This is a genomic window from Pseudomonas mucidolens (assembly GCF_900106045.1).
GTDB lineage: Bacteria > Pseudomonadota > Gammaproteobacteria > Pseudomonadales > Pseudomonadaceae > Aquipseudomonas > Aquipseudomonas mucidolens.
On record NZ_LT629802.1, the window covers coordinates 1,505,585 to 1,518,092 of the forward strand.

Annotated in this window: 12 protein-coding genes; 7 read left to right on the forward strand and 5 right to left on the reverse strand. The window is 57.5% G+C overall.

Annotated features, from left to right (window positions below; genetic code table 11):
• Positions 1–125 precede the first annotated feature (125 nt).
• A complete protein-coding gene (locus tag BLU75_RS07260) occupies positions 126–1,955 on the reverse strand; it encodes a sigma-54-dependent Fis family transcriptional regulator (RefSeq protein WP_084379128.1) in 1,830 nt (609 codons plus the stop codon).
• Between the two features lie 227 nt (positions 1,956–2,182).
• Here BLU75_RS07260 and BLU75_RS07265 point away from each other — a divergent pair, with 227 nt between their 5' ends.
• The 6 genes from BLU75_RS07265 to BLU75_RS07290 all read left to right on the forward strand — a co-directional run bounded on the left by BLU75_RS07265 (position 2,183) and on the right by BLU75_RS07290 (position 8,244).
• On the forward strand, positions 2,183–3,277 hold the full coding sequence (locus BLU75_RS07265) for an ABC transporter ATP-binding protein (RefSeq protein ID WP_084379127.1): 1,095 nt from the start codon (positions 2,183–2,185) through the stop codon (positions 3,275–3,277).
• Positions 3,277–4,374: an ABC transporter ATP-binding protein gene (locus BLU75_RS07270; RefSeq protein WP_084379126.1), complete on the forward strand. Its 1,098-nt coding sequence runs from the start codon at positions 3,277–3,279 to the stop codon at positions 4,372–4,374. Before BLU75_RS07265 ends, BLU75_RS07270 begins: the two co-directional genes overlap by 1 nt.
• The gene (locus BLU75_RS07275; RefSeq protein WP_084379125.1) at positions 4,371–5,237 is read left to right on the forward strand and encodes a carbohydrate ABC transporter permease; all 867 of its coding nucleotides are present in this window, start codon (positions 4,371–4,373) and stop codon (positions 5,235–5,237) included. Before BLU75_RS07270 ends, BLU75_RS07275 begins: the two co-directional genes overlap by 4 nt.
• A 10-nt stretch (positions 5,238–5,247) precedes the next feature.
• A complete protein-coding gene (locus BLU75_RS07280) occupies positions 5,248–6,048 on the forward strand; it encodes a carbohydrate ABC transporter permease (RefSeq protein ID WP_084379124.1) in 801 nt (266 codons plus the stop codon).
• A gap of 10 nt (positions 6,049–6,058) precedes the next feature.
• The gene (locus BLU75_RS07285; RefSeq protein ID WP_084379123.1) at positions 6,059–6,331 is read left to right on the forward strand and encodes a DUF2160 domain-containing protein; all 273 of its coding nucleotides are present in this window, start codon (positions 6,059–6,061) and stop codon (positions 6,329–6,331) included.
• A gap of 170 nt (positions 6,332–6,501) precedes the next feature.
• Positions 6,502–8,244 (forward strand): ABC transporter substrate-binding protein, encoded by a 1,743-nt coding sequence (locus BLU75_RS07290; protein ID WP_090221402.1) that lies wholly within the window; start codon positions 6,502–6,504, stop codon positions 8,242–8,244.
• 382 nt (positions 8,245–8,626) lie between these two features.
• On the opposite strand, the gene BLU75_RS07295 is transcribed toward BLU75_RS07290, so the two are convergent.
• Positions 8,627–9,574 (reverse strand): aromatic alcohol reductase, encoded by a 948-nt coding sequence (locus BLU75_RS07295; RefSeq protein ID WP_003173940.1) that lies wholly within the window; start codon positions 9,572–9,574, stop codon positions 8,627–8,629.
• 96 nt (positions 9,575–9,670) lie between these two features.
• Between BLU75_RS07295 and BLU75_RS07300 the strand changes: the two genes are divergently transcribed.
• Positions 9,671–10,129, forward strand: coding sequence for a winged helix-turn-helix transcriptional regulator (locus tag BLU75_RS07300; RefSeq protein WP_003429427.1), 459 nt, complete (start codon positions 9,671–9,673; stop codon positions 10,127–10,129).
• Positions 10,130–10,146: 17 nt separating this feature from the next.
• Here BLU75_RS07300 and tnpC read toward each other — a convergent pair whose 3' ends face one another.
• The 3 genes from tnpC to tnpA all read right to left on the reverse strand — a co-directional run bounded on the left by tnpC (position 10,147) and on the right by tnpA (position 12,422).
• The gene (tnpC, locus tag BLU75_RS07305; RefSeq protein ID WP_042944682.1) at positions 10,147–11,676 is read right to left on the reverse strand and encodes an IS66 family transposase; all 1,530 of its coding nucleotides are present in this window, start codon (positions 11,674–11,676) and stop codon (positions 10,147–10,149) included.
• 81 nt (positions 11,677–11,757) lie between these two features.
• Positions 11,758–12,093, reverse strand: coding sequence for an IS66 family insertion sequence element accessory protein TnpB (gene tnpB, locus BLU75_RS27720; protein WP_003177794.1), 336 nt, complete (start codon positions 12,091–12,093; stop codon positions 11,758–11,760).
• On the reverse strand, positions 12,090–12,422 hold the full coding sequence (gene tnpA, locus BLU75_RS07315) for an IS66-like element accessory protein TnpA (RefSeq protein ID WP_003173944.1): 333 nt from the start codon (positions 12,420–12,422) through the stop codon (positions 12,090–12,092). The genes tnpB and tnpA overlap by 4 nt, the downstream gene beginning before the upstream one ends.
• Positions 12,423–12,508 lie beyond the last annotated feature (86 nt).

Below are 12,508 nucleotides of genomic sequence, written 5' to 3' on the forward strand. Positions count from 1 at the left end.
GGCCGCCGCCGTGTGCCGGAAAATCAGAAGCAGCTTACGGCGAGCGGGGACTTTTTTGTTCTGCAGCGCCGTGCATAACTACATGGAGCAGCGATCAAGCCTAAGGAAAAAACGCCTAGTTGCAGCTATGTAGTCTCGCGTAATCGCTTGTACAGGGTGTTGCGACTCACGCCCAACTCCCGTGCCAAATGCGAGATATTGCCACCGACCGCCTCCAGTCTTTGATTCAGGTCTTGAAGCTCTTCTGGCGTCTCGTGGTGCACGCGGGGTTGCGGTGGGCGTTGTCCCAGGTCGATGAAAAAATCATCCGGCAAATGCTCCGCACGAATCGGCTGCTCTTCGGCCATGGCCAGGGCGACCTGCATCACGCTGCTGACCTGCCGCAAGTTGCCCGGCCACGGATGCTGCTCAAACAACGCCAACACTTCGGCGCTGAGTCCGGCCCATTGCGTGGGATCGCGATGCTGTTGCCAGAGCTGCTTGAACAATGCCTGCTTGTCGCTGCGCTCGCGTAAAGGTGGCAGCTCCAGGGTCAGGCCGCCGATGCGGTAGTACAAATCCTCACGGAAGCGTCCGATCTGTACTTGTTCGCGCAACGAACGGTTGGTGGCCGAGATGATGCGCAGGTCCACTGCAAACAATTCGCTGCTGCCCACCGGTTGCACGCAACGCTCCTGCAATACGCGCAACAGCCGAGCCTGGGTGGGCAAAGGCATGTCGCCGATTTCGTCAAGAAACAGCGTGCCCTTGTCGGCCTTGCGGATCAGGCCGATGCTGCCTTTCTGATTGGCGCCGGTGAAGGCGCCTTTTTCGTAGCCAAACAACTCCGATTCCACCAGTTCTGCGGGAATGGCCGCGCAGTTGACGGCGATAAATGCTTGTTGGCTGCGGGAACTGGCCTGGTGCAGGGCTTTGACGAAAACTTCCTTGCCTACTCCAGTTTCACCGTGGATCAGCAACGGGATGTCTTTTTCCAGCAACCGCTCGGCCTGGCGCACGGCTTTTTCCACGCGGCTGTCGCCAAAATGCAGGGTGTTGAGGTTGATGGCTGCGGGGGCGGCAGGTGTTGGTTGCGCAAAGACCCGCGCCTGGATCGGTGTTTGTTTAGGCCGTTTCAACAAACATTGAAAGCGATTGCGCCCAGCGGCCTGCAGTGCGAACGGCAAACCTTCGGGTTGATTGAGCAGTTCCAGCAACGACACTTTGAACAAACTGTCGATCATCACCCGCGACAGGCTGATGCCCAGCAAATTATCGGCGCGTCGGTTGGCCGATAACACCTGGCCGCTTTCATCGAAGATCAGCAGGCCAGCCCATTGGCTGTCGAGGTTGTTCAGCCCGGTATTGAAGGTCAGTTGGAAATGCTCGCCGCCAAACAGGTTGAGAATCAGCCGGTTTTCCACGGTCTGGCTCATCATCTTGACCATGCCCAAGGTATGGGAGGGCGGCAGATAGCTGTCGCTGGACACATCCAGCACGGCGATGATTTCGCGGTGGGCATCAACGATCGGTGCCGCCGACCCGGTCATGAAGCGGTTGGCCTTGAGGAAGTGTTCATCGTGTTCGATATGCACCGCCTGCGCGCAAGCCAGGGCGGTGCCGATGGCGTTGGTGCCGGTCGAGCGCTCCAGCCAGCTGGCCCCGGCGCTGAAACCCCGGGCCAGCTTTGGCTCGATAAACCGCTGGGTGCCCCAGGAGGTCAAGACCTGGCCCTGATGATCGGCCAACATGATCAGGCAATTGGAGTTGCTGAGGATGTTCTCGTAATAGGGCAGGACTTCCTGGTGAGTGGTCTGCACCAGGGAGTGGTGGCGCTCCAGCAGCTGGCTGATGCCGTCGGCGGGCAGTTGATCGAAGCTGGGCGTGCTCTGGTGATCCAGGCCGAAGGCGCGGCAGCGGCGCCAGGAGTCCTGGATGATGGTGTCGTGCGCCAGCAGGGGAGCGGGTGCGGCCATGGCAGGGACCTTCTTTATTGTTGTTTTTATGGCTCATTCAGTGTTGTTCAAAACTGTTCATTGTCAAGCCCCTGGCTGTTCAATTGTTCAGTTGTGAATGTTCATTTCTGTTCAGAGGTGAACGTGGCTTTTTAGCAATGCACTGATAAGTAAGGGGTTGTTGTTTTTGGCATGAAACTCGCTCTGAACTCTGGACAGAACCATTCCAATAATAAAAAGGGCGTGTCATGTCATTGACCCTGGAACATGTCTCCCGCGTCATCGAAGGCCAGACCTGGATCGATGATGCCAATCTGAGCTTTGAAGCCGGATCCTTCAACGTTTTGCTGGGGCGCACGCTGTCCGGCAAGACCAGCCTGATGCGCTTGATGGCTGGCCTGGACAAGCCCGACAGCGGGCGCATCCTGATGAACGGTGTCGACGTCACCCACAAGCCGGTGCGCCTGCGCAACGTGTCGATGGTTTACCAGCAGTTCATCAACTACCCGACCATGACCGTGTTCGAAAACATTGCCTCGCCATTGCGTCAGGCGGGTGTGTCCAATGAGCAGATCCAGCACAAGGTGCTGGAAACCGCGAAGATGCTGCGCATCGAGAAATTCCTGCAACGCCATCCCTTGGAACTGTCCGGCGGTCAGCAACAGCGTACGGCCATGGCGCGCGCGCTGGTCAAGGATGCCGAACTGATTCTGTTCGACGAACCGTTGGTGAACCTGGACTACAAGCTGCGGGAAGAACTGCGTCAGGAAATGCGTGAGCTGTTCAAGGCGCGCCACACCATCGCCATCTATGCCACCACCGAGCCCAACGAAGCCCTGGCGCTGGGTGGGACCACGACGATTCTTCACGAAGGCCGGGTGATCCAGAGCGGCAAGGCCGCCGAGGTCTATCATCAACCGCAAACGGTGCTGGCGGCCGAGCTGTTTTCCGAGCCGCCAATCAACCTGATGCCGGGGCGCATCAGCGGCAATGAAGTGAGTTTCGTCAACGATATTCACTTCCCCCTGAATGTTGATCTGCGGCCCATCGGTGAAGGCGAGTTTCGTTTTGGCGTGCGCCCCAGCCATATCAGCCTGGTGCCCAGCAACGACGACGATCTGGAATTGGCGGTGACGGTCGAAGTCGCGGAGATCAGCGGTTCGGAAACGTTCCTGCATGTGCGCAGCGAACATTTCCTGCTGGTTCTGCACCTGCCGGGGGTCCATGAATACGACGTGGACGCGCCCATCCGCATCTATATCCCCACCCATAAACTGTTTGTGTTTGATGGCCAGGGACGTTTGCTCCAGGCCCCCGGACGGCGTGTCGCGAGGATTGCCTGATGGCCGAGATCCATTTGCAGAACCTGGCTCATAGTTACAGCCCTACGCCGGTCGATCCTTCGGACTACGCCATCCGGGAAATGAACCACGTTTGGGAGCAGGGCGGTGCCTATGCCTTGCTCGGCCCTTCGGGTTGCGGCAAGTCGACGTTGCTCAACATCATCTCCGGCCTGCTCAGCCCTTCGGAGGGGCAGGTGCTGTTTGACAGCAAAGTGGTGAATGACCTGACCCCGGAAAAACGCAATATTGCCCAGGTGTTCCAGTTTCCGGTGGTCTACGACACCATGACGGTGTTCGACAACCTGGCTTTTCCGCTGCGCAATCAAGGCATGGCCGAGGCGAAGATTCACAGCAAGGTGCAGGAAATTGCCGAGGTGCTTGACCTCCAGGCGCTGTTGGACAAAAAAGCCCGCAACCTCACCGCCGATGAAAAGCAGAAGGTTTCCATGGGCCGGGGGCTGGTGCGTGATGACGTGTCGGCGATCCTCTTCGACGAGCCGCTGACGGTCATCGACCCGCACTTGAAGTGGAAGCTGCGGCGCAAGCTCAAGCAGATCCACGAGCAGTTCAACATCACCATGGTCTATGTGACCCACGATCAACTGGAGGCCTCGACGTTTGCCGACAAGATCGCGGTGATGTATGGCGGACAAATCGTGCAATTCGGCACACCACGGGAATTGTTCGAGCGGCCTAGCCATACTTTTGTCGGGTATTTCATCGGCAGCCCTGGGATGAATCTGATCGAAGTGCAGGCAGAAGCCGGCGGCGTGGGGTTTGCCGGCACGCACCTGGCATTGCCCGAGACGCTGCAACGGCAAATCTCAGAGATGGATTACAAGAAGCTTGAGGTCGGCATCCGCCCGGAATTTATTCATGTCTGGGATGAGCCAAACCCCGACGTGCTGCAAGCCGATGTCATCCATGTCGAAGACCTCGGGACCTACAAGATCATGACCTTGGACCTTGCTGGAGCGACGCTGAAGGTGCGTCTGGCCGAAGACAAACCGGTGCCCGAGGGCAGGGCGTCCATCAGTTTCCCGGCGCAATGGCTGATGGTCTATGCCGATGATTACCTGCTGGAGGCACGGCCATGAACAAGGTGCAGAACAACAAGGCCTGGTGGCTGGTATTGCCGGTATTCCTGCTGGTGGCCTTCAGTGCGGTGATCCCGATGATGACCGTGGTCAACTATTCGGTGCAGGACATTTTCGACCAGTCCAGCCGCTATTTCGTCGGGGTCGATTGGTACAAACAGGTGCTGCTGGATTCGCGTCTGCATGACTCGTTGCTGCGCCAGTTCATTTATTCTGCTTGTGTACTGTTGATCGAGATTCCGCTGGGTATCGCCATCGCCCTGACCATGCCGACCAAGGGGCGCTGGGCCTCGCTTGTATTGATTGTCTTGGCCATTCCGCTGCTGATTCCGTGGAACGTGGTCGGCACCATCTGGCAGATATTCGGCCGCGCCGATATCGGCCTTCTGGGTTCAACCCTCAATGCGATGGGGATCAACTACAACTACGCTGCCAACACCATGGACGCCTGGGTCACGGTGCTGGTGATGGATGTATGGCACTGGACCTCGCTGGTGGCGCTGCTGTGTTACTCGGGACTACGGGCAATACCCGATGTGTACTACCAGGCAGCGAGGATTGATCGTGCGTCCAGTTGGGCGGTGTTCCGGCATATCCAGTTGCCGAAGATGAAGAGCGTGCTGCTGATCGCGGTGATGCTGCGCTTCATGGACAGTTTCATGATCTATACCGAACCGTTCGTGCTGACGGGCGGTGGACCGGGTAATGCCACCACCTTCTTGAGTCAGACCCTGACCCAGATGGCTGTAGGGCAATTCGACCTTGGCCCGGCCGCGGCGTTTTCCCTGGTGTATTTCCTGATCATCCTGTTGGTGTCCTGGCTGTTCTACACCGCCATGACCCATTCCGACGCCAATCGCTGAGGCCGCCTCCATGAGCAAACGCAAACTGGTGCCCCTGCTGATCTATATCCTGTTCCTGCTGGTGCCGATCTACTGGCTGCTGAACATGTCCTTCAAAAGCAACACCGAAATCCTCGGCAGCCTGACGCTGTTTCCCCAGGATTTCACCTTGGCCAACTATAAGGTGATTTTCACTGACCCCAGTTGGTACACCGGTTACCTCAACTCGTTGTACTACGTCAGCCTGAATACGCTGATTTCCCTGGCGGTGGCATTACCGGCGGCCTACGCGTTTTCTCGCTACCGGTTCCTTGGGGACAAGCACCTGTTCTTCTGGCTGCTGACCAATCGCATGGCCCCTCCAGCGGTGTTTCTGCTGCCATTTTTTCAGCTGTATTCGTCTATTGGCTTGTTCGACACGCATATTGCCGTGGCCTTGGCCCATTGCTTGTTTAACGTGCCGCTGGCGGTGTGGATCCTCGAAGGTTTCATGTCCGGGGTGCCCAAGGAAATCGATGAGACGGCCTACATCGACGGCTATAGCTTTCCGAAATTTTTCGCCAAGATTTTCGTCCCGCTGATTGGTTCGGGGATCGGCGTCACGGCGTTTTTCTGCTTTATGTTTTCCTGGGTGGAGTTACTGCTGGCGCGCACGCTGACCTCGGTCAACGCCAAGCCGATTGCGGCGGTGATGACCCGTACGGTTTCGGCTTCAGGGATTGACTGGGGTGTGCTCGCGGCGGCCGGGGTATTGACCATTTTGCCGGGCATGCTGGTGATCTGGTTTGTTCGCAACCATGTGGCCAAGGGCTTTGCCCTGGGCCGGGTCTGAGGAGTCGATGATGGAATGGATGGCCTGGACCACCCCCACTGCGCTGTTTTTCGTGGCTATTGCTCTGTTGTTGGCGGGCATGACCACCTGGGAGTTGCGTTCGCCGAGTATCTCACGGCGTGGTTTTCTGCCGATCAGCACCACCCGTGGTGATCGCTTGTTTATCGGTCTTCTCGGAAGCGCTTACCTGCATCTGCTGGTAGTCGGCGTGACCGGCTGGAGCATCTGGGTGGCGTCCGCGCTGTCTCTGGTGTGGCTGTTGTCTGTGATGCGCTGGGGCTAGTGATGTCGTCCAGATCCTTGTAGGCGCGAGCTTGCTCGCGAAAAACCTGGGTTCGCCTCGGGGTGTCAGGTTTTCCGCGTCATCGTTCGTGACCTTCGCGAACAAGCTCGCTCCTACAGGGTTGGTTGGCGTTTAGCATGTCCCCATTTGAAATCAACCAGGAGGTCTCTATGTTCGATAAAAACAATAAGCTGCGACATAGCATTTCATTGGCCGCCGTCTTGGCGCTCAGCGGCCTGAGCGCCGCGGCGTGGGCCGATGTATACGAAGATGCGGCGAAAAAGTGGATTGGCAGTGAGTTCAAGCCGTCCACCCTTGACGAAGCCCAGCAGCTTGAAGAGCTGAAGTGGTTTATCAAGGCCGCCGAGCCGTTTCGTGGGATGAGTATCAACGTGGTGTCGGAAACCCTCACCACCCACGAGTACGAATCCAAGGTGCTGGCCAAGGCTTTCAGCGAAATCACCGGGATCAAGCTGACCCACGACCTGTTGCAGGAAGGTGACGTGGTGGAGAAGCTGCAAACCCAGATGCAATCCGACAAGAATATCTATGACGGCTGGGTCAATGACTCGGACCTGATCGGCACGCACTTTCGCTATGGCAAGACCGAATCCATCACCGACATGATGGCCAACGAAGGCAAAAACTTCACCTCGCCAACCCTGGACCTGAAGGATTTCATCGGCATTTCCTTCACCACCGCGCCGGATGGCAAGATTTATCAATTGCCCGACCAGCAGTTCGCCAACCTGTACTGGTTCCGTGCCGACTGGTTCGAGCGTGCCGACCTGAAAGCCAAGTTCAAGGAGAAATACGGTTACGAATTGGGTGTGCCGGTGAACTGGTCGGCCTATGAGGACGTCGCCAAATTCTTCAGCGAGGACGTCAAGGAAATCGACGGCAATCGCGTCTACGGGCACATGGACTACGGCAAAAAAGACCCATCCCTGGGCTGGCGCTTCACCGATGCCTGGTTCTCCATGGCCGGTGGTGGCGACAAGGGCTTGCCTAACGGCTTGCCGGTGGACGAGTGGGGGATTCGTGTCGAGGATTGCCATCCGGTGGGTTCCAGCGTCACCCGTGGTGGCGACACCAACGGCCCGGCTGCGGTGTTTGCCACGCAAAAATACGTGGATTGGATGAAAGCCTACGCGCCCCCGGAAGCGGCGGGCATGACGTTCTCCGAATCCGGGCCCGTGCCGTCGCAGGGCAATATCGCCCAGCAGATCTTCTGGTACACCGCCTTTACCGCCGACATGACCAAACCAGGCTTGCCGGTGGTAAACGCCGACGGCACGCCGAAATGGCGCATGGCCCCATCGCCACGCGGGCCATATTGGGAGGAGGGGATGAAGCTCGGTTATCAGGACGTGGGTGCCTGGACCTTCCTCAAATCCACCCCGGAAAAACAAAAACTCGCGGCCTGGCTCTATGCGCAGTTCGTGACCTCGAAAACCGTGTCGCTGAAGAAAACCATTGTCGGCCTGACGCCGATTCGTGAGTCGGACATCAACTCCCAGGCCATGACTGAGATGGCACCGAAGCTGGGCGGCCTGGTGGAGTTCTACCGTAGCCCTGCGCGGGTGCAGTGGACGCCGACCGGCACCAACGTGCCGGATTACCCACGTCTGGCGCAACTGTGGTGGAGCAATATCGCGGCTGCCGCCAGCGGCGAGAAAACCCCGCAACAGGCCCTCGACAATCTCGCCAAGGAGCAGGACGCAATCATGACGCGCCTGGAGCGTGCCAAGGTGCAACCGGTGTGTGGGCCGAAGATGAACCCCGAGCGCGACGCGCAATACTGGTTCGACCAGCCTGGCGCACCGAAGCCCAAGCTGGCGAACGAGAAGCCCAAGGGTGAAACCGTGAACTATGCCGACTTGCTCAAGTCGTGGGAGGCGGCGCGTAAGTGAGGTGAGGGTGGTGAGTAGAACGGCACCGTGAGGTGCCGTTTTTTGTGGTGTCTCTGCTACCGCTATGTAAGCGTCCGGCAGACACACCTTGACCACACCATTCTCCCCCGTGCTCCTCAAAACCACGCTCATTTGCAAGGCTTTAGTAAGCGCTTGGTTAAGTCACCGTGGTTCGGAATTCGCGCTTAGAAAACTCAATAGATAGTGAAGTGGGACGCCTCAGACCTCGGCAGATGGTGCGGATAAGATAAAGATTCGGTCGTCTTGGATTACCAGACCCATTCTCCGCGCCTTAGCTTCGGTTATCAGCGCCCATTATCAGACTGAGGAGCTTTTTAGCAGGTCAACTCCGAGCGCGAGAACGTTCGTTCAGCTACTGCCCTTATGCTGATGAGGTTGCCAGATTTGCACGGGCCCACTCCTCAGCGGTCGTGACTTGAGTCGACTGCTGCGCGTTGAAAGTGCCTGCTTTAGGCCAGGCCACGCCTCTGCCCTGGGCGAACACAGCGCGGTACTTCTTGATGTGATGCGTTGGGTCTCTCTCCAATTCTTGGAGCAAGTACGGAACAGTCCACACGTTACGTTTGAACGGGCGACCCAGTACACGTTCGAGGAGGCTCGCAACCTCTCCGTACGTCACTGTATCTCCCGAGAGGTACACAATCTGATCGCGGAAGCGAGGTTCGAAGAAAACAATTTCCGCTGTCAACGCACCAATGTCTTCTGGAGTCGTGAGCGTCACGCTGGTCTCAAGACTGCCTAGCGCGTTCACGGTATCGTTTTCGAAGTCAACCACCTCGAATACTGGCTCGAATAGAAAGCTGGTGAACATACCCGTCGAGATGATTACCCATTCAGTTTTATCCTGGGCGCGAAGCAATTCGCGTACATCAAGCTGAGCATCGAACAGATCTTGAGGACTGCCCCGACCGATTACCTCGAAGTCGACACCAAACTGCCAAGGAAAGTAGCGCTTCACACCGGACTTGAGAGCTGCTGTAGCCAGCTTCATCGGGGTTTCCCGGCCTGCAACCATGCCTGCGCAGCCTATTACGGTATCGAACCGTGCGAACACTTCAGCCAACTGATCGATTGAATTATTCACGAGATCTGCGGCCACCATCTGGATGCCAAGATCTCGAAGCTCATCGATTTCGACCTTTTTCTCGGGCACCTGAGTGTTGATGGTCGAATCCCTGAGCAGGACGCTGATTGTGGAGCCGGGCGCGCGCTTTGCTACTCGCGCAAGATTGCGCAGAACCGGCAGCCCAAGCTCACCGGCGCCTAGAACGAGAATGGATTGGGGGGAAAGCTGAGTCACTTCGGTCATGATTTCTCCTGAGACCTGTTGCCTGTAAGATGAACAAATGCTTGCACGATTAGGCAACGTTCGTAAGAAGGCACACCTGTGATACCAGAGAATGAAATGACCGATCAGGAGGCTCTCAGCCAGGCAGAAACAATTTGCCGAACGCTTAGAGAAGACGATGATGGCGTCAGACGAGAAGTGCTTGCTCACGCAGGTAGCCGCTGGTCGTTAGGTATTCTGCATGCCCTGGGGGTTTACGGCACGATGCGCCATGCCGAAATAAAAAGGCAGATGACTGGGGTGACTCAGCGGATGTTAACCAAGACGCTACGCTCCATGGAGCGGGATGGGCTAGTGGTTCGGCGGGAGTTCGGTGAGATTCCGCCACGTGTCGAGTATGAGCTGACGCCGCTGGGTATGGGACTGTTGATCCGCATGTCACCTATCTGGACTTGGGTTGTCGAGAACGTTGAGGATTTCCGCAAGGCGCGGCGTATTTTCGACAGTCAGGATGACAAAAAACCCGCATGGCAAATACCTCCATCGACACCATTAGATTCAGACGCGTCGGACTGAATGTAGCTCATAGCGTGTTAGGAGCCCTGTGCCCATTGATGCGGTAGTAATTGGTCAATTGCACTGGCCCTCTGTGTCGGCAACCGCGTCAGTACATCCTTGAGATACGCGAACGGATCATGCCCATTCATGCGTGCCGATTGAATCAAGCTCATAATTGCCGCCGCTCGTTTACCGCTGCGCAGTGATCCGGCGAAGAGCCAATTCGAACGGCCAAGGGCCCAAGGCCGGATCGTATTTTCGACCCGATTGTTGTCGATGGGCACAGCACCATCATTGAGGTAGCGCGTCAGCGCTACCCAGCGTTTCAGGCTGTAATCCAGAGCCTTGGCTGTGGCCGAGCCCTCGGGCACAAGTTCGCGCTGAGCCAGCATCCACTCATGCAACTTCTCCGCGATAGGAATCGCCATTTCTTGACGTAATCGCCAGCGATCTTCATCGCTCATCTCTTTGGCCTTTCGTTCAACCTCGTATAGGCCGCCGATTGAGTGCAGCGCCTGTTCGGCCAGTTGGCTTTTGTTCGCCACATGCAGGTCGAAGAACTTGCGGCGAGCATGGGCCATGCAGCCGATTTCGGTGATGCCCCCTTCGAAGCCGGCCTTGTAGCCTGCGAAGCCATCGCAGACCAGCTTGCCGTTCCAAGTGCCCAGGAAGTTGCGCGCATGTTCGCCAGCACGGCTCGGGCTGAAGTCGTAGACTACCGCCTTCAGTGCCGAGAATGGTGTCGTGCAGTAGGCCCAGACATACGCTCGGTGCGTTTTCTTTTCACCCGGTGCCAGCATCTGCACGGGTGTTTCATCGGCATGGACGACTCGCTGGGCCAGCACTGCCTCGCGCAGTGCTTCCACGAGCGGTTGCAGTTGTACGCCGGTTTGACCCACCCACTGCGCCAGTGTCGAACGGGCGATGGGCAGCCCGGCGCGGCCGAAGATTTTCTCTTGGCGATACAGCGGCAGATGGTCGGCGAACTTGGCCACCATGATGTGGGCCAGCAGGCCTGCGGTCGGGACGCCTTTGTCGATGACGTGCGCCGGTACCGGCGCCTGGATTAGCGTTTCACACTGCTCGCAGGCCCACTTTCCACGGATGTGACGCTCGACGGTGAATACGCCGGGCGTGTAGTCGAGCTTTTCGCTGGCGTCTTCGCCGATGCGCTTGAGGGCGCAGCCGCACTGGCAGTGGCTGTTGTCCGGTTCGTGATGGATCAGTGTGCGAGGAAACTGCGGTGGCAGCGGTGCGCGCTTGGGTTGCTGGCGCACTTTGGCTTCGACAGGTGCCGGTTGCAGCGCCTCAAGTTCGGCTTCGATAGCGGCGATATCCGTATCGATCAAGTCGTCGAGCAGGCTGGCTTGATCCGGGCTCAACTGCTCGCTGCGCTTGGCAAACTTGAAGCGTTTGAGCAGCGCGATCTCGTGGGCCAGTTTCTCGTTGACCGACTTGTGATGAGTGATTTGCTTGTCCATTGTCTCGACGCGCTGGATCAACTGCGCCGCCAGGGCACGCAGTTGTTCAGGGTTTAATTGATCGAGATTTGGATGCAAAGTCATGCCGCCGATTTTGCCAGAGAGGGCTGATGGCGACGATAGACTGATGGGCCAATTGCGCTGGCAAGCACGCCATGGCAGATGTTAAAGCATCGAGATGATTCCGCCTGCACCGACGCGCTGCCAAGGTAAACCGAGCACCAGGGCCTGAAGTTGCTCGGCATCCAACTCAACTTCGGAGCCGTGTCGCACACCCGGCCAGAAGAAGCGTCCTTGATTCAAACGCCGGGCGGCAAGCCAAATCCCCACGCCGTCATGCACCAGCACTTTCATTCGATTGGCGCGGCGGTTGGCGAACAGATAGGCACAGTGCGGCTTCGCCGCACCGAACACCGCCACGACTCGTGCGAGCGCGGTTTCAGTGCCGGCGCGCATGTCCATGGGCTCGGTGGCGAGCCAGATGGAATCGACGCGGATCATCGCAGCAGGTCTCGTAGGAAAGCAGAACACGCCGCTGCATTTTCTGCTGGCCAACTCACCACGACTACACCTTTTGGATGCGGCACTTCGATTCGGATCGTGGCAGGAAGGGCCTGATGCATCGGCACCGGCGGCGAAGTCTTGACCGGGATGAAGGCAGTTTGCAGTGCCAGGTTTTTCTGCGCATGCACCCGAATCCATTTATGGACGAGGTTTGCATTGAGGTTGTGGGTCAAGGCGACATTGGCAATTGAAGTGTCAGGATGGGCGCACTCAGTAATGACCTGGGCCTTGAAGGACTTGGAATAGGAACGGCGTTCTTGTGGCATGGGCGTCCGCTTAAAAAGGCTAAAAATGGTGTCCACTTAAATTTAGGTGGACACCATCGCCTTAACCGATGGCATCAGGAAGATGT

Bases quoted from the DNA above. Each gene is read 5' to 3' on its own strand.
- BLU75_RS07260 (WP_084379128.1), bottom strand. From the start codon at position 1,955: ATGGCCGCACCCGCTCCCCTGCTGGCGCACGACACCATCATCCAGGAC.
- BLU75_RS07265 (WP_084379127.1), top strand. From the start codon at position 2,183: ATGTCATTGACCCTGGAACATGTCTCCCGCGTCATCGAAGGCCAGACC.
- BLU75_RS07270 (WP_084379126.1), top strand. From the start codon at position 3,277: ATGGCCGAGATCCATTTGCAGAACCTGGCTCATAGTTACAGCCCTACG.
- BLU75_RS07275 (WP_084379125.1), top strand. From the start codon at position 4,371: ATGAACAAGGTGCAGAACAACAAGGCCTGGTGGCTGGTATTGCCGGTA.
- BLU75_RS07280 (WP_084379124.1), top strand. From the start codon at position 5,248: ATGAGCAAACGCAAACTGGTGCCCCTGCTGATCTATATCCTGTTCCTG.
- BLU75_RS07285 (WP_084379123.1), top strand. From the start codon at position 6,059: ATGGAATGGATGGCCTGGACCACCCCCACTGCGCTGTTTTTCGTGGCT.
- BLU75_RS07290 (WP_090221402.1), top strand. From the start codon at position 6,502: ATGTTCGATAAAAACAATAAGCTGCGACATAGCATTTCATTGGCCGCC.
- BLU75_RS07295 (WP_003173940.1), bottom strand. From the start codon at position 9,574: ATGACCGAAGTGACTCAGCTTTCCCCCCAATCCATTCTCGTTCTAGGC.
- BLU75_RS07300 (WP_003429427.1), top strand. From the start codon at position 9,671: ATGACCGATCAGGAGGCTCTCAGCCAGGCAGAAACAATTTGCCGAACG.
- tnpC (WP_042944682.1), bottom strand. From the start codon at position 11,676: ATGACTTTGCATCCAAATCTCGATCAATTAAACCCTGAACAACTGCGT.
- tnpB (WP_003177794.1), bottom strand. From the start codon at position 12,093: ATGATCCGCGTCGATTCCATCTGGCTCGCCACCGAGCCCATGGACATG.
- tnpA (WP_003173944.1), bottom strand. From the start codon at position 12,422: ATGCCACAAGAACGCCGTTCCTATTCCAAGTCCTTCAAGGCCCAGGTC.